Genomic DNA, 16,355 nt, shown 5'->3' on the forward strand with positions numbered 1-16,355 from the left:
GGTTAAACAGGGCGGATACTTTCTTCGTCCAGTTCCGCATCAAAGAAACGCCGCAGCGTCTGAATCGTATTATCCGTCATAATCGACCGGCGCGCCTGCGCCAGCTTTTCTTCATAAATCGCCTGACGCCACTCCAGCGGCGTCAGCGCCGACGGGTCGTCATCTTCCGTCACCAACAGTTCAATAGGACTGCCGTAGTGCGCGGCCAACGCGTCTGCTAGGGTTTTCTGCGCCGCCGGTGAATTGAGGTGGCGCTGGGAAGAACGCAGATGCAGATGTATTTTACCGGCTTGCGGACACTCCCTGAAGGCGTTTAACGCCAGCTGTTGTACCAGTTTCGGCAGCGTCAGGCGATTAATTTCAGCCGCCCACTCGTCGCGCTCCAGCGACTCTTCCGCTAAACGGGCCGCCAGCTCAGGCGTTTTTTCATGCTCCAGCGCGGAACGCAGCGCCTTCGGCGTGGCGACGTCGGCCTTGACCTCTTCTACTTTATTCTGCGCCCGCCAGCGATAGGCCTCCGGTTTTTTCGCCGCCGCAGCGTCGTCTTGCGAACTCTTCCGCCGGACGCCGCGCTCGGTTACCGAGGCCAGCCGTTCAAGCGCCGAGTTTGCCGGCCGCGTTTTATTGGACGCCGCCGGTTCAGCTTTTTTTGGCGGGGTTGCCCCCTGTTTTCGCAGCAGTTGACTACGCGCCTGTAAAAGCTGCGAGGTGGCGTCGGAAAGCCCGCCATCAGACGGCGCCGCCCGTTGGTCAAAAGCGGCGGCGCGCTCGTCGGGATAAGGAGGGCCGCCCGCGTCTTCTTCGCGCACGGGCGAACGCGGCGGCGCGGCGCTTGATGAAAGGACCGATTGCGCCGACGCCATACCGGCCGGCGCGGGTTGCGGCGCGACATCAGTCTGCGCCGCGGGCAAAACCGGCGCCGGCGCTTCGATAACCTGCTTCGGGTGGAAAGCCAGCGCGCGCAGCAGCGTCATCTCAACGCCCATGCGGCGATCCGGCGCGTAAGGAAGCTCTTTACGGCCGATCAGCAGCGTCTGGTAATAGAGCTGCACATCCGCGGGCGGCAGTGCTCTGGCCAGATCCCGCAAACGGGCTTCCACCGCCGCATAGTCATTGCTCAGCGCACTCGGCAGCAACTGCACCATCGCAACGCGATGCAACAGCGTCAGGGTTTCGACCAACAGCGACTCCCAGTCAACGCCGCGCGCCGCCGCCTGATCGAGCAGAGACATCACCTTGGCGCCGTCGGCCTGCACCAGGGCTTCAATCATCGCCAGCGGCTGTTCATCATCCAGCGTGCCCAACATCTGGCTGACCGAGGCGGTCGTCACCTGCCCCTGCCCCATGGCGATCGCCTGATCGGCGAGGCTTAGCGCGTCGCGCAGGCTGCCGTCGGCGGCGCGGGCCAGCAACTGCAGCGCCCGGGGCTCGCTCGCCAGATTTTCCGCCTGCAACACCTTCTCTAAGTGCGCCCGGATTTGCTCGACATCCAGCGCCTTAAGATGGAATTGCAGGCAGCGCGACAGAATCGTCACCGGCAGTTTTTGCGGATCGGTGGTGGCCAGCAGGAATTTTACGTGCGGCGGCGGCTCTTCTAGCGTCTTCAGCAGCGCATTAAAACTGTGGCGGGACAACATGTGAACTTCATCGATGAGATACACTTTGAAACGCCCGCGCGCCGGGGCGTACTGCACGTTATCCAGCAGGTCGCGGGTATCTTCAACCTTGGTGCGCGAAGCCGCATCAATTTCGATTAAGTCGACAAAGCGCCCCTGCTCGATTTCACGACAGTTATCGCACTGCCCGCAGGGCGTCGCCGTCACCCCTTGTTTACAGTTGAGCCCTTTCGCCAACAGGCGGGCGATGGTGGTTTTCCCGACGCCGCGCGTGCCGGAAAACAGATAGGCGTGATGGATTCTGCCTAGGGAAAGGCCATTGGCTAATGCGGTCAGGACATGCTCCTGACCGACGACATCAGCAAAGGTTTGGGGACGCCACTTACGGGCAAGAACCTGATAGCTCATCAATACCGCAACAGTCGAGTTATTGAGGAGGCCATGCTAACACAGCCGCGCGGGTATCCGCGAGACCGTTATGATTAATGACCGGGGAAGTCAACCAGGCTATGGCAGCTTACGCCCAGGGCTTCCAGACGCTGGACGCCGCCCAGATCGAACAGATTGATCACAAATGCGGCGTCGGTTACCGTTCCGCCTAAACGACGAATCAGCTTTACCGTGGCCTCGACCGTTCCGCCGGTCGCCAGCAGGTCGTCGATCACCAGCACATTATCATCGACCCCGATCGCATCCGAGTGAATTTCCAGGGAGTCCGAGCCATATTCCAGTTCATAGCTTTCGCTGATGGTCGGAGGCGGCAGCTTGCCCGGTTTACGCACCGGCACAAACCCGACGCCCAGCGCCAGAGCCACCGGCGCGCCGAACAAAAAGCCGCGCGCCTCGGTGCCCGCCACTTTAGTAATGCCGCTATCGCGATAACGGTTTGCCAGCATCTCAATACTGGCCGCATAGGCTGGTGCATTTTCCAGCAAACTTGTCACATCACGGAACAGTATGCCCGCCTTCGGATAATCGGGAATGCTTTTGATGCTGTTTTTAATCAATTCTGACTGCTGCGCAGTTGAGGTCATCATATCTGTGCCTGATAAAACGTACTGATAATACAAATGCCGGCCGCGACCAACCTATTACGGCCCGGCATTACCTGAGACGAAATGCCCGCGTCTGCAACAGGAAAGCGGCGGTCCGCGCACGAAAACGCTCAAATCTAGTCAAACTGGCCATTAAATGCAACAGTCCCTACGATTCGGCGGGTAATTATCGATCCGGTTCGACGACGGGCAGACGCAGCATAAAGGTCAGCAGAATCGTCATAATGACCAATAAGAGCACTCTTATCCAGATAATCTTAATCAGCCAGAGCGAGAGGGAAAAAGTCAGTAAAATCACGACGACGGCTTTCCATTTCGCCCCCGGAGGCAAAGCCCGATGCCGCTGCCAGTGACGCAGATATCCGCCGAACCAGGAGCGATAAAGCAACCAGTGGTGGAAGCGCGGCGACGAGCGGGCAAAGCACCAGGCCGCCAATAATAAAAAAGGCGTGGTCGGCAACAACGGCAATACCACGCCTAGCGTCGCCAAAACAACAGCGCCCCACCCCATGACAATCAGCAATGCGCGATACATATTCACCTTTAGCCAATCACTCTTATTGGGCAAATAAAGCGTCACCCGGCGTTGATACTCTAACATCAATAGCGACGGCTTGTTAATCGCGGCTATCATTACCTATGGCAAGCCGGCGCCCCCTGACGCATCGATATTGATTGGGTATGAATTGCCGTTGGATGGTCATATCAGCGGAAGGAGCAAAGCGCATCATATTTTAATATGATTAACGCATCGTCCTGAAAAACAGATGGCCGCATTTCGGCAATCAATAAGGAACAGTGTGAATACTCACAAACTATTGCTGGCGCTTGAACAACAGATTGATGCTCTGGCCAAAGCGAGCGAACCGCTGGCGGATAAACCCGTTGCGCAGTCGCGCTTCGATCGGCAGCTGTTTAGCTGCTATGGCACGAGATTAAAAGACTATTTCAATGAAGTGACCCGGAATTTGCAATCCATCCGCCAGTTGGTCTCCGAGCAACGCACCGATCGCGTTGCGTTCATGGCGGAAAAACTGGTGCGGCAAATTACGGCGCTGCAACGCGAACTGGCGACCCAACCCCTGCGACGCCGGGAACAGACGGTAGAGGCCGCGCCGCAGGATCTTTATCACCGACTGGCGGAACATCAGGATTATGAGCGGCGTTTGCTATCAATGATTCATGACAGAGAGAGCCTGCTCAACGATCAAACAAGCCTCAGTGAACAGCGGCGGCTGCAAAGAGAGTTGGCGGCGCTTGAAGGACGACTAGCGCGCTGCCGTCAGGCGCTGGCGCGTCTGGAGCGCGCGATCGAACGTAAAGAACAGGGGTTTTAGATTTCGCTGATATGCCTTGATCCTCTGCGAAATCTGAAGAAATGCGTACGTGAACAGAGGGGACAGCTATGTCGCTAGAAAATGCGGATCCAGAAATCAAACTGGCGGTCGACCTTATTATGCTATTGGAAGATAACGACATCGAACCGCAAATTGCGCTGGCCGCGCTGGAAATAGTGCGCCGGGACTTCCAGAAAAAAGCGCGGCAAAAAGACGGCGCCGAAACGGCGAAGAAGTAGGCGACGGGGACGAAGGCATCCTCCTCAGTTTGCGCAGCGCAACGATTTGCTGCAATGCAGCATATCAATAAAGGCGTCAACCAGTTCGGGGGCGTCTTGATTAAGATCGAAACTTTCCGGCATGAATAACCAATTTTCCATCAAACCGGTAAAATAAGCGCGTAACGTAATAGCCGCGCGGCGGGGATGGATATCTTCAGGCAGCAACCCCATGCCGATACAACGAATTAAATAAGCTTCAATCTCAGCATAGCAACCGAGATAGTATTCTTTACGCGCATTGAGCGACGGCAGCATTTCACCGACAAACTCGCATTTATGACAGATAATTTCCATCATCGAGCGCCACTGCCTATCGCTTACCGTTAAACGAAGCATATAAATCAATAATTCGCGCATCACGCGGAGTGGATTATCAGGAAATTTTGTCTGATACTCTATTTCAAAATCGCTGAGCTTCGACTCGGCCTGTATCCATATTTCATCAAACAGTTTGGCTTTATTTTTAAAGTGCCAATAAATGGCGCCGCGGGTCACCCCCGCCGCCATGGCGATATCGGCCAGCGATGTCGCGGACACGCCGCGCTCTGAGAATACGCTTAACGCAGCGTTAAGTATCTGTTGTCTGGTCTCTTGGGCTTGTTGTTTGGTTTTTCGTGCCATATCGCTGTATTTAAAAGAAAGTATGATTTACATACATTCGAGTATGTATGTACCATAGCATGAAGATAAAATTATCGCAGCAATGGGTTTTAAAGCGCGTGATCCATTGGTCAATTCAAATCGGATACTTGAGGTTTATCTATGAACAAAAACAGAGGGCTAACGCCTCTGGCGGCAGTTCTGATGCTTTCTGGCGGCTTAATTCTCGCAGGATGTGATAATAGCGGAGAACAACAATCCGGAGCGCAGCAATCAGCACCCGAAGTCGGTATTGTGACATTGAAAACCCAGGCGTTTAACGTAACGACGGATTTGCCAGGTCGCACCAGCGCCTATCGGATTGCGGAAGTCCGCCCTCAGGTCGGCGGTATTATCCTGAAACGCAACTTTGTCGAAGGCAGCGACATTCAGGCCGGTTCATCGTTGTATCAAATTGATCCCGCGCCTTATCAGGCTGACTATAACAGCGCCAAAGGCTCATTGGCCCAGGCTCAGGCCAGCGCTGAAATTGCCAGGCTGACGGTTAACCGTTACAAACCATTGCTGGGAACCAACTACGTCAGCAAGCAGGATTACGATCAGGCCGTTGCGACATCCCGCCAGGCGGATGCCAGCGTACAGGCGGCGCAGGCCTCGGTGGATAACGCAAAAATCAACCTTGCCTATACCAAAGTTATCGCCCCGATCTCCGGCCGCGTGGGCAAATCCACGGTGACCGAAGGCGCGCTGGTTTCCAGCGGTCAAGCCACCGCGTTAACCACGGTACAGCAGCTCGATCCGATTTACGTCGATGTAACCCAGTCAAGCAACGATTTCCTGCGGCTGAAAAAAGAGCTGGAAAACGGCACGCTGAAACAGAGCGAAGGCAAGGCTAACGTCCGCCTGCTGTTGGAAAACGGTGCCGAATATGCTCAGCCGGGCACGCTGGAATTTTCCGACGTCACCGTAGACGAAACGACCGGCTCTATTACCCTGCGGGCTATTTTCCCCAATCCGCAGCATGACCTTTTACCCGGCATGTTCGTCCGCGCCCGTCTGGATTCCGGCGTGCAGAACGACGCGCTGCTGGTTCCGCAAATGGGCATTACCCGTAATGCGCGTGGAGAGGCAACCGCAATGGTCATCGGCGAAGGCGATAAGGTCGAGGTGCGCAACGTGACCACATCGCAAGCGGTCGGCAATAAATGGCTGGTCGTCGACGGTTTGAAAGCGGGCGATCGCATCATCGTCACCGGTTTGCAAAAAATTAAGCCTGGCATACCGGTAACAGGCAAAGAAGTCGCTCAAGAGAACGAGCAGCCCCAGCAATCGCAGACTGAACCCGCGAAGTCTTAACAGGAGCCGGTAATTCATGGCTAAGTTTTTTATAGATAGACCCATTTTTGCATGGGTAATCGCCATTGTGGTGATGTTGGCCGGCGCGCTGTCGATTGTGCAATTGCCTATCGCGCAATATCCGACAATCGCGCCTCCGGCAATCGAAATTACGGCAACCTACCCGGGTGCGGATGCGTCAACGCTGCAGGACTCCGTGACGCAGGTTATCGAACAAAATATGAACGGCATCGATAATCTGATGTATATGTCGTCCAGCAGCGACTCATCGGGTACGGTTCAGATTACGCTGACCTTTGAGGCGGGAACCAACCCCGATATTGCCCAGGTTCAGGTACAGAACAAACTTCAGTTGGCGACGCCGTTGCTGCCGCAGGAAGTTCAACAGCAAGGCGTGCAGGTTCAGAAGTCGAGCAGCAGCTTTTTGATGGTGGCCGCCTTCATCAGCAGCAGTAGCGAAATGACGCAGCAGGATATCGCCGACTATGTGGCCGCCAATGTGCAAGACCCGATCAGCCGTACCAACGGCGTCGGTGATGTGCAGCTCTTCGGCGCGCAATATGCCATGCGTATCTGGCTGGATCCGAACAAACTGAATAACTATCAGTTGACGACCGGCGACGTGACTACCGCCATCACGGTACAAAATAACCAGATTGCCTCCGGTCAGCTTGGCGGAACGCCGCCGGTCGCCGGGCAGCAGTTGAACGCCTCGATCATCGCGCAAACGCGGCTGAAATCGCCGGAAGAGTTCTCCCAAATTCTCCTGAAGGTGAACGCAGACGGTTCGCAGGTACGCCTGAAAGATGTGGCGCGCGTCGAGCTCGGCGCGGAAAGTTATGACGTTATCGCCCGCTATAACGGCCAGCCGGCGGCCGGTATCGGGATTAAGCTGGCGACCGGCGCCAACGCGTTGGATACCGCTTCGGCGGTGAAAAGCGAGTTATCCCGGTTGCAAGAGTTTTTCCCTAGCGGGCTGAGCGTGGTTTACCCCTACGACACGACGCCATTCGTTAAAATCTCCATTAACGAGGTGGTGAAAACGCTGATAGAAGCTATCGTGCTGGTATTCCTGGTGATGTACCTCTTCCTGCAGAACTTCCGCGCGACGCTGATTCCAACCATCGCCGTGCCTGTCGTGCTGCTGGGTACTTTCGCCATCATTGCGGCTTTCGGTTACTCCATCAACACCCTGACCATGTTTGGGATGGTGCTCGCCATCGGCCTATTGGTGGATGACGCCATCGTGGTGGTGGAGAACGTCGAGCGCGTAATGGTGGAGGACGGGCTTCCGCCTAAAGAGGCCACCAAAAAATCGATGGAGCAGATACAGGGCGCCCTGGTCGGGATAGCGCTGGTTCTCTCTGCGGTGTTTGTGCCGATGGCCTTTACCGGCGGTTCAACCGGCGCCATTTACCGTCAGTTCTCCATCACCATCGTTTCCGCGATGGCGCTCTCGGTCATGGTCGCCTTGATTTTAACCCCGGCGCTTTGCGCCACGCTGTTAAAACCGATCGCCAAGGGCGACCACGGCGAGAAAAAAGGGTTCTTCGGCTGGTTTAACCGGCTGTTTGAGAAGAGTACGCACCACTACACCGACAGCATCGCCAACATTCTGCGCAGCACGGGCCGATATCTGGTGGTCTATCTGCTGATTGTCGTCGGACTGGCGTTTCTGTTCACGCGTTTGCCCAGTTCCTTCCTGCCCGAAGAGGATCAGGGGGTTCTGCTCAATCTCGTGCAGCTCCCCGCCGGGGCGACACAGGAAAATACGCAGAAAGTGTTGGATACGTTGACCAAACATTATCTGGAAAATGAGAAAAATACCGTCAACTCGGTCTTTACCGTCAATGGCTTCGGCTTCTCAGGCCGCGGACAGAACGCCGGTCTGGCGTTCGCCAGTCTGAAAGACTGGAGTGAGCGCGAAGGCTCCGAAAACAAAGTCGCCGCTATCGCCGCTCGCGCCAACGCCGCTTTTAGCAAGATTAAAGAGGGTATTGTTATCGCGACCAACGTTCCGGCGATTATCGAATTGGGAACGGCGACAGGTTTTGACTTCCAGTTAATCGATCAGGCTAACCTTGGGCATGAAAAACTGACCCAGGCGCGTAATCAACTGTTGGGCATGGCTGCGCAGCGGCCGGATATGCTGGTTCAGGTTCGCCCGAACGGTCTGGAAGATACCCCGCAGTTCCGGCTTGATATCGACCATGAAAAAGCACAGGCGCTGGGCGTCTCGCTGTCGGATATCAATGCCACGCTGGCAACGGTGCTGGGCGGAACCTATGTAAACGACTTTACCGACCGCGGCCGGGTGAAGAAAGTGTACGTGCAGGGGGATGCGAAGTTCCGCATGCTGCCAGACGACATTAAAAACTGGTATGTCCGCGGCAGCAGCGGACAAATGGTGCCCTTCTCTTCCTTCACACAAAGTCACTGGGAATACGGCTCTCCGCGTCTGGAGCGCTATAACGGCCAGCCCTCCATGCAGATACAGGGCGAGGCGGCGCCGGGCAAAAGTACCGGTGAAGCCATGGCGCTGATGGAAGAGTTTGTCACCAAGTTACCGACAGGCATTGGCTACGAATGGACGGGGATGTCCTATCAGGAACGGCTATCCGGCAACCAGGCTCCGGCCTTGTACACGATATCCCTGATTGTGGTTTTCCTATGTCTGGCGGCTCTGTACGAAAGCTGGTCGATTCCCTTCTCGGTTATGCTGGTCGTACCTTTGGGTATTCTGGGGGCCGTGGTTGCCGCATCCATGCGCGGCCTGGAAAACGACGTCTACTTTAAGGTCGGTCTGCTGACGACCATAGGGCTATCGGCGAAAAACGCCATACTGATAGTCGAATTCGCCAAGGACCTGATGGAAAAAGAGGGTAAGGGTTTGATTGAGGCGACGCTGGATGCGGTACGTATGCGTTTACGCCCAATTCTAATGACCTCTCTTGCCTTTATCCTCGGGGTCGTGCCGCTGGTTATCAGCACCGGCGCAGGTTCCGGCGCGCAGAACGCAGTAGGTACTGGCGTTATGGGGGGGATGATTACCGCCACCGTATTGGCTATTTTCTTCGTGCCCGTGTTCTTCGTGGTGGTTCGCCGCCGCTTTAGTAAGAAACATGAAGAAACAGAGTCTCACCATCAGTAGTTAGCACCCCGATACCGCGCTTCTTCAAAGGCCGCGCTTGCGGCCTTTTTTATTCCCTCCCCTCATTACTTTTTCATCCTGTTATTTCCGCAGGCCGAATTTCATATATGGACACCCATATCCTTACAAATACAAAGGTTGATTGAGGAAATGAAAAAGCGCAATATATAGTTATGTTATAACATAACAAATAAAGCGAGAGAAATATGAAAACAGGCATCCATCCAGATTATCGGACGGTGGTATTTCACGATACCAGCGCCGATACGTACTATAGAATCGGCTCAACCATCAAAACCGATCGCGCCATCGAACTGGACGGCGTCAGCTACCCCTACGTCACCGTTGACGTCTCCTCCGCCTCCCACCCTTACTATACCGGGAAGCAGAAAGAGTACGCCAAAGAGGGCAGCACCGCGCGTTTCCAGCAGCGCTTTGGCAAATTTTTCAAATAATACGCCGATAGCTTTCAACGCTGCGCTGCCGCCTGACGCAAACCACGCCAAGCCAGGCGCCAAAAGCACGCGAAAACGGAAATGACGCATTTGCCTGAAGCCGACGCCGGCGTGCAGCTACCGCGCCGCCGAGGGCAAATGTCATGAAAGATCTCTATCGCCGTAACCAGACAGATGACAGCTAAAGAGGAATATCCAGATGCAGGTACTTAGCTCCTTACGATCGGCCAAAAATCGTCATAAAGACTGCGTAGTCGTACGCCGTCGCGGGCGTATCTATGTGATATGCAAAACCAACCCGCGCTTTAAAGCGGTGCAAGGCAGGAAAAAGAAGAAGGGGTAACCTTTTCCGTAACAATCTTCTACAGCTCTGTTATATATGTAACAGAGCTTTTTTGTTTTTCAAATAAAAACAATAGGATAAAAAACACTCCGTTGATACATATCTTTACACTACCCCTACCTCGCCCCCTTTCTTAAGTTATGAAATCATCGCCTATATACAAATTAATTTAATAGGCTAATATTATGGTTATTCCGAAACTATTCCGCTGTTAGAATTTTTGTGATTTAATCCCGATAAATAGCGTCGAAAACCTTATCTAATGTCCGCGAATCTTCCCGACTCTTTTGCTATAGTTATATACGGAATGGCCCGATACGTATCAAAATGGCATAATGTAAGCGTCCCTTGTTTTCATTAAAATGGAAAGATACTCTGTCGACATCAAGCGGGAGGTGTAAAACCATTGTGGACTGAATTGTGGTTGTTTACAGCCAGCGCGCCGAGCGCTCGCGTGTAGGCATCATGATTGTAGAAACATGGTTAAGGCTATTCTCTTATGAGTTTGTCAGTCTGCTGTTGCCAAGAGTTAACCTCAGTAGCACTGAATAACGGCTTAACGGAGGGATTGATATGGATGAGTACACTCCTAAACATTATGATATTGCCCAACTCAGATTCTTATGTGAGAATCTATGCGACGAAAGCATAGCAACGTTAGGCGATAGCAGCCATGGCTGGGTCAATGACCCGACATCTGCGATCAATCTCCAATTAAATGAACTTATTGAGCATATCGCTACATTTATTCTCACATTTAAAATAAAATATCCTGACGATAGTGAACTTTCTCAGCGGGTCGAAAAGTATTTAGATGACACCTATGTGTTGTTTAGCAACTACGGTATCAATGATGCTGAATTGCGCGGATGGAAGAAATCTAAAGAAAGATTATTCGGAATGTTCTCAGAACCGGGTATCTGTACGCCCGCTAAAACTTAAGCAATAATTTATCTTATATATTTATTAACCACCAGGTACTGTTAGCATAAAGGCCAACATGAAAAAAATCGATTATTTGATGCGTTTGCGTAAATGCACCACCATAGACACGCTGGAACGTGTTATTGAGAAAAACAAGTATGAACTCTCCAATGACGAACTGGAGATGTTCTATTCCGCAGCGGATCACCGTCTGGCAGAGCTGACGATGAACAAACTTTATGACAAGGTTCCTACCGCGGTATGGAAATACGTCCGTTAATTCTTCTACGCAAGGTATACAGGCGTTGATATAAATTAGACTCATTGTGCCGATGTCATTATCGGCCTTTGTTTTTTATTGTCTTTTTAACGTATTAATAAAACAACAGTTGTAACAAAGTGTATTTCATATAATGTAAATAATTAGAATACTGAGTTTTTAAAAATAGCTAATCCGCTATCATCTATCTCCCCTTAGCAATATCGTTAAAAACCCATTAAAGTAATTATGGTTATTCCATCCCGCCTTATACCCGGTGAGTTGTTGCGTAGAGATATCCTACACGCGTTAATCGAAGCGTTATCCAGACCCCAAAGTTATCGGCCCACGGCCATAGCCAACGATTATCGCTCCTTGAGCAAATGAGGAAGCCGGCATTGCAGAATGCGAAAATGAGAGGGCAACCGCGCATATGGAAAGTTACGTCTCGGCAACGTCAGGTTTGAGCGATAGGAGGATATCCAGGCGCTTTTTTGCATAGGAAACGGGGAATTCGCAGGAAGAAATGGGTGGGGGCCCTGCCAGCTGCATCCCGGCACACGCATTTCCTGCTGCGGCTGCTTCCTTCCGGACCTGACCGAGTTCACAAGATAGCGTTGCGGGAGAACCGACAGGGCCCCCATTGACAGCTCTAATTAAATATTCATTATCATAGAGCGGTGGGCATTATGGGTGATGGGCAATTCAATTGCAAGCTAACACACGCCAACCGTTGTTTTCTTACCCAGCATAAGATACCACTACCGATTGACATACAAAATACAAGGCTCTGTTGATGACAGGAGAAATGGACGGATTTCAACAACGCGTTTTTCAGATTGTGGCCGCAATCCCCTACGGGAAAATAGCGACCTATGGAGACGTAGCGCTAATGGCCGGCTCCCCTCGCGCCGCGAGGCAAGTTGGCGGCGTCCTGAAACGTTTACCCAAAGGCAGCAAGCTCCCTTGGCATCGGGTCATCAACCGAAAAGGTGAAATATCCCTTATCGGCGGCGACCATCAGCGTCAAAAGTCAGCGTTGCAGGCCGAGGGGGTTATCTTTAACCGACATGGAAAGATCGATCTCGCGACCTTTCGCTGGCGGTACGTGCCATGACATCATGGCACGCGCTACGTATACCGCTACTGAAAGGGTTGTACCGGTTGCGATGACGGCAGCATTTTTGACGGCGCAGGCGCCGAAGCTTCTGTTCTATGCACCGGTAACGGCACGGACTCAACGGGAACCAGAACCAGATCGGCATGATTCACGCCATTGACCACCGCGGGTAAAACATTTTCCGTCACCATGACCACTCTGTTGTTTATCGCAATTGCCGCGCTGAGTAAGATGCGGGCATGAGGCTGAATATCAGCCGGGTTATACGGCAACGTAAACGCGAAGGGCGCCTGCTTCCCTTCGGTGCGGGTCACACGCTGGCCGATGACTTTTGAAGGCGCGTCTGACAATGACGCGTCGGATAACGTGACCGTCAATACCGCATCGGCCGGTAAGGCAATGCGCTGACGAATATTCACCGTTCCGCTGACGGCAGGCAATGCCAGCACGGGGCGTTGCCCCGAGGCGGCGGCTACCGGCGTCCCGGTCTCAGGAGAAACGCCCTGATTCCCCTTCTCCACGCAGGCGGTCAGAGCCATCGATAACGTTACATAGCCTAAAGTATGCCAAAATTTCATTTCGGTCAGTCTCCTTTGTTATTGCCAGACTGCCGGCATCAGAAAAACCGGCGTTCGCTTATCCCGATACATTTCGAAGTGCGGAAAGCCCAGATGCCAGCAACTTGAAAAATGAAAGGGTATAAATAGTATGGGTCACGAATAGAATAGTTGGTGGTGCAAGATTCTGATATTTTCCTGATATACCCTAAAATAATTCGAGCTGCGGAATAAAAACGCCGAACGCGTTTTCCCACAGCGCTTGGTGAGCCCCATGGATGGGCGGGCAATCCAAACAACGCCCATGCGACTTAAATCATGGCGGGAATAAAATGGCTAAACCTACTGACGTCACCCCGCTAGCCCTTAAGTTAAACCACGCTTAACCCATGAGGCCGATACCATGAGCCAGGCACTGCAAGACCTTCTCGCTCTCCTCAATCTGGAAAAAATTGAGGAAGGGTTATTCCGGGGACAAAGTGATGATTTAGGGCTGCGCCAGGTATTTGGCGGGCAGGTGGTAAGCCAGGCCATGTCGGCGGCCAAACAGACGGTGCCGGAAGATCGCCGCATCCACTCATTTCACAGCTACTTTCTATTACCCGGAGATAGCCGGAAAGCCATTATTTACGATGTGGAAAATCTGCGCGACGGCAATAGCTTTAGCGCCCGTCGCGTCAAGGCCGTTCAGAACGGCAAACCGATATTTTATATGACGGCATCGTTTCAAAACCAGGAAGCGGGGTTTGAACATCAAAATGTGATGCCCGTCGTCACGCCGCCTGAAGCGCTCAGGTCAGAGCAGGACATTGCGCAGAGCATGGCGCATGCATTGCCGCCGCAATTCCGTGACAAATTTACCCGCCCTCGCCCCATTGAGTTTCGTCCCGTCAGGTTTTATAACCCGCTTAAAGGGGAAGTGGCGGAACCGCTACGCCACGTCTGGTGTCGCGCCAACGGCCCATTACCCGACGATGAACGACTCCATCAATATCTGCTTGGCTACACCTCCGACTGCCATTTTTTGTTAACGGCACTACAACCGCACGGCGTTGGTTTTCTGGACCCCGGAATGCAAGTCGCCACCATCGATCACTCGATGTGGTTTCATCGGCCTTTCCGACTGGATGATTGGCTGCTGTACGCCGTAGAGAGCACCTCCGCGTCAGGCGCCAGAGGCTTTGTCCGCGGACAATTCTATACCCGGGAGGGCGTGCTGGTCGCATCCAGCGTGCAGGAGGGAGTAATACGTCGCTATTCCGATTAATGTCGCCGAGAGCCAGGTTCAGCGCCGCCAGCGGCGGCCATAATAAAAAACAGGGCGCGGAGTTAACCGGCGCCCTGTTTATCAACGAAGATTCAGATTAGCGCTTACTGGTTGTAAGCATTCTCGCCATGGCTGTTGACGTCCAGACCTTCGCGTTCTTGCTCTTCCGGCACACGCAGGCCGACGACCATATCGGCAATTTTGAACGCGATGAAAGAGACCACGCCAGTCCATACGAAGCAGACGATTACGCTGAACAGCTGTACCCAAACCTGATGGGCCATCGTTACGCCTTCCGCATAACCTACGCCGCCCAGAGACGCGGAGGTGAATACGCCGGTCAGGATACAACCGACGATGCCGCAAACGCCATGAACGCCGAACACGTCGCACGGGTCATCAACACGTAGCCATCTTTTCAGTACGGTCACGCCCCACAGTCCGGCGATACCGGCAGCGATGCCGATGATCAGGCCGCCGCCGACGCCGACGAAACCCGCCGCAGGCGTAATCGCCACCAAACCGGCGATACAACCCGAACATGCGCCCAGCAAAGAAGGCTTGCCGCGCACCATCCACTCGCCGACGACCCAGGCCAGGATAGCGGCGGCGGTAGCGACAACCGTATTCAGGAAGGCCAGACCGGCGATTTCGTTCGCCGCCCCGGCGGAACCGGCGTTAAAACCGAACCAGCCGATGTAGAGAACCGCCGTACCGATAAAGACCATCGGCAGATTGTGCGGTTTAAGCGCCTCTTTACCGAAACCGGCGCGTTTGCCCAGCAGATAAGCGCCGACCAGGCCCGCTACCGCGGCGTTAATATGCACCACCGTACCGCCGGCGAAGTCCAGAGCGCCGTCAGCGGCCAGATAACCGCCGCCCCAGACCATGTGGGTCATCGGCAGGTAAGAGAAAGTCAGCCACAGCGCGACAAAAATCAGTACCGCGGAGAAGCGGACGCGTTCGGCAATGGCGCCGACGATCAGGCCCACGGTGATACAGGCGAAAGATGCCTGATATGCAACGTGGATATACTGATAAAACGTGCCGGTGATTGAATCGATGGCAATCCCTTTCAGCATAAAGCTGGAGAAACCGCCGAAGAAGGCGTTGCCTTCGCTAAAGGCCAGGCTATAGCCGTAGATAACCCATAAGACGCACACCAGCGCGAAAGAGACTATCACCTGCGACAGCATGGAAAGTACGTTCTTAGAACGAATCAAACCGCCATAAAACAGCGCGATCCCGGGTATAGTCATAAAGAGTACCAACGCGGTACAAATCATAATAAAAGCGTTATCTGCTTTATCGATCGTCGGCGCCGCAGCCATAGCCCAAGACGGGAGCAATGCGGCCACACCAAGACCCAATGAGGAGACAAGTTTTTTCATTTTCATCCATCCCTATTTGCCAATCTAAGTCAGGCGTTAAAGTGCGGCTTCGTCGGTTTCGCCAGTACGAATACGAATAACCCTTTGTAATTCAGCGACAAAAATTTTGCCGTCACCAATTTTTCCGGTATAGGCCGCTTTACTGATTACATCAATGACTTCATCCAGTTGATCATCCGCTATCGCGATGTCAATTTTCACTTTAGGTAAAAAGTTAACGCTATATTCCGCGCCGCGATACAGTTCAGCATGCCCTTTCTGACGTCCGAACCCTTTAACTTCAGTGACCGTCAGTCCCTGAATGCCGACGGAAGATAACGCTTCACGCACATCTTCCAGCTTGAATGGTTTTATTACCACAGTAACCAGTTTCATTGATCATCCCCCTAACCGTTAAGTCCAGACTTACGCCTGCCGCTATCTCGGATTTCCATCATTTCGAATTATCTTCACGCAATGAATAAGCAAAGGATGTGCCATAAATGATTTATCTGACGGATATCAGTCAGGAGAACGCGGTTAAGGTCCGTTAACGGCGGACAATCCGCCATCGGGGAAAGGAAAGCTAAAAAAGCGGGGCAGCGAGCGCACCACACTGGTGCGCGTCGGGTAAATTTGGTGCATGAGAGCTAAAAACAGAATG

General features: G+C 53.2%; 17 protein-coding genes, 1 other RNA gene and 1 other annotated feature. Of the genes, 10 read left to right on the top strand and 8 right to left on the bottom strand.

Features of this window, described 5'->3' with window-relative positions:
* Positions 1–2: 2 nt before the first annotated feature.
* The 3 genes from dnaX to VSX58_RS06775 form a co-directional block, all read right to left on the bottom strand.
* Positions 3–2,024, bottom strand: coding sequence for a DNA polymerase III subunit gamma/tau (gene dnaX, locus VSX58_RS06765; protein ID WP_327617423.1), 2,022 nt, complete (start codon positions 2,022–2,024; stop codon positions 3–5).
* Positions 606–670 (bottom strand) — a sequence feature (DnaX frameshifting element). Its footprint overlaps the gene before it by 65 nt.
* A 74-nt stretch (positions 2,025–2,098) precedes the next feature.
* On the bottom strand, positions 2,099–2,650 hold the full coding sequence (gene apt, locus VSX58_RS06770; protein WP_327617542.1) for an adenine phosphoribosyltransferase: 552 nt from the start codon (positions 2,648–2,650) through the stop codon (positions 2,099–2,101).
* Between the two features lie 187 nt (positions 2,651–2,837).
* Positions 2,838–3,206 carry a DUF454 family protein gene (locus VSX58_RS06775; protein WP_327617543.1) on the bottom strand — a complete coding sequence of 123 codons (369 nt, stop codon included), beginning with the start codon at positions 3,204–3,206 and terminating at the stop codon, positions 2,838–2,840.
* Between the two features lie 265 nt (positions 3,207–3,471).
* Between VSX58_RS06775 and priC the strand changes: the two genes are divergently transcribed.
* Entirely contained in the window at positions 3,472–4,008 is a 537-nt protein-coding gene (gene priC, locus VSX58_RS06780) for a primosomal replication protein (protein ID WP_327617424.1), read from the top strand.
* A 68-nt stretch (positions 4,009–4,076) separates the two neighbouring features.
* Positions 4,077–4,247: a pleiotropic regulatory protein RsmS gene (gene rsmS, locus VSX58_RS06785; RefSeq protein WP_327617425.1), complete on the top strand. Its 171-nt coding sequence runs from the start codon at positions 4,077–4,079 to the stop codon at positions 4,245–4,247.
* Between the two features lie 24 nt (positions 4,248–4,271).
* Here rsmS and acrR read toward each other — a convergent pair whose 3' ends face one another.
* Positions 4,272–4,910 carry a multidrug efflux transporter transcriptional repressor AcrR gene (gene acrR, locus VSX58_RS06790; protein WP_327617426.1) on the bottom strand — a complete coding sequence of 213 codons (639 nt, stop codon included), beginning with the start codon at positions 4,908–4,910 and terminating at the stop codon, positions 4,272–4,274.
* A 141-nt stretch (positions 4,911–5,051) separates the two neighbouring features.
* Between acrR and VSX58_RS06795 the strand changes: the two genes are divergently transcribed.
* From VSX58_RS06795 to VSX58_RS06820, 6 genes are all read left to right on the top strand, one after another.
* The gene (locus VSX58_RS06795) at positions 5,052–6,245 is read left to right on the top strand and encodes an efflux RND transporter periplasmic adaptor subunit (protein ID WP_327617427.1); all 1,194 of its coding nucleotides are present in this window, start codon (positions 5,052–5,054) and stop codon (positions 6,243–6,245) included.
* A gap of 16 nt (positions 6,246–6,261) precedes the next feature.
* Complete coding sequence (locus VSX58_RS06800; RefSeq protein ID WP_327617428.1) at positions 6,262–9,396, top strand: efflux RND transporter permease subunit; 3,135 nt, start codon at positions 6,262–6,264, stop codon at positions 9,394–9,396.
* 206 nt (positions 9,397–9,602) lie between these two features.
* Positions 9,603–9,851, top strand: a complete 249-nt coding sequence (locus tag VSX58_RS06805) for a type B 50S ribosomal protein L31 (RefSeq protein WP_327617429.1) — start codon at positions 9,603–9,605, stop codon at positions 9,849–9,851.
* Positions 9,852–10,050: 199 nt separating this feature from the next.
* Positions 10,051–10,194, top strand: coding sequence for a type B 50S ribosomal protein L36 (ykgO, locus tag VSX58_RS06810; RefSeq protein WP_239781878.1), 144 nt, complete (start codon positions 10,051–10,053; stop codon positions 10,192–10,194).
* Positions 10,195–10,767: 573 nt separating this feature from the next.
* Positions 10,768–11,136: an Hha toxicity modulator TomB gene (gene tomB / locus VSX58_RS06815; protein ID WP_327617430.1), complete on the top strand. Its 369-nt coding sequence runs from the start codon at positions 10,768–10,770 to the stop codon at positions 11,134–11,136.
* 58 nt (positions 11,137–11,194) lie between these two features.
* A complete protein-coding gene (locus tag VSX58_RS06820) occupies positions 11,195–11,398 on the top strand; it encodes an HHA domain-containing protein (protein WP_009114000.1) in 204 nt (67 codons plus the stop codon).
* A 516-nt stretch (positions 11,399–11,914) separates the two neighbouring features.
* Here the strand turns inward: VSX58_RS06820 and ffs are convergent.
* An RNA gene (ffs, locus tag VSX58_RS06825) (signal recognition particle sRNA small type) lies at positions 11,915–12,011 on the bottom strand.
* A gap of 162 nt (positions 12,012–12,173) precedes the next feature.
* Here ffs and VSX58_RS06830 point away from each other — a divergent pair.
* Positions 12,174–12,494, top strand: a complete 321-nt coding sequence (locus tag VSX58_RS06830) for an MGMT family protein (RefSeq protein ID WP_327617432.1) — start codon at positions 12,174–12,176, stop codon at positions 12,492–12,494.
* 26 nt (positions 12,495–12,520) lie between these two features.
* Here VSX58_RS06830 and VSX58_RS06835 read toward each other — a convergent pair whose 3' ends face one another.
* Positions 12,521–13,075, bottom strand: a complete 555-nt coding sequence (locus VSX58_RS06835; protein WP_327617433.1) for a YbaY family lipoprotein — start codon at positions 13,073–13,075, stop codon at positions 12,521–12,523.
* 382 nt (positions 13,076–13,457) lie between these two features.
* Between VSX58_RS06835 and tesB the strand changes: the two genes are divergently transcribed.
* Positions 13,458–14,321, top strand: coding sequence for an acyl-CoA thioesterase II (gene tesB / locus VSX58_RS06840; RefSeq protein WP_327617434.1), 864 nt, complete (start codon positions 13,458–13,460; stop codon positions 14,319–14,321).
* 104 nt (positions 14,322–14,425) lie between these two features.
* Here the strand turns inward: tesB and amtB are convergent, their stop codons facing one another.
* Positions 14,426–15,712: an ammonium transporter AmtB gene (amtB, locus tag VSX58_RS06845; RefSeq protein ID WP_327612732.1), complete on the bottom strand. Its 1,287-nt coding sequence runs from the start codon at positions 15,710–15,712 to the stop codon at positions 14,426–14,428.
* Between the two features lie 36 nt (positions 15,713–15,748).
* Positions 15,749–16,087, bottom strand: coding sequence for a P-II family nitrogen regulator (glnK, locus tag VSX58_RS06850; RefSeq protein ID WP_002208627.1), 339 nt, complete (start codon positions 16,085–16,087; stop codon positions 15,749–15,751).
* Positions 16,088–16,355 lie beyond the last annotated feature (268 nt).

The organism is Brenneria populi, from assembly GCF_036016195.1.
In the GTDB taxonomy this organism is placed as follows: domain Bacteria; phylum Pseudomonadota; class Gammaproteobacteria; order Enterobacterales; family Enterobacteriaceae; genus Brenneria; species Brenneria populi.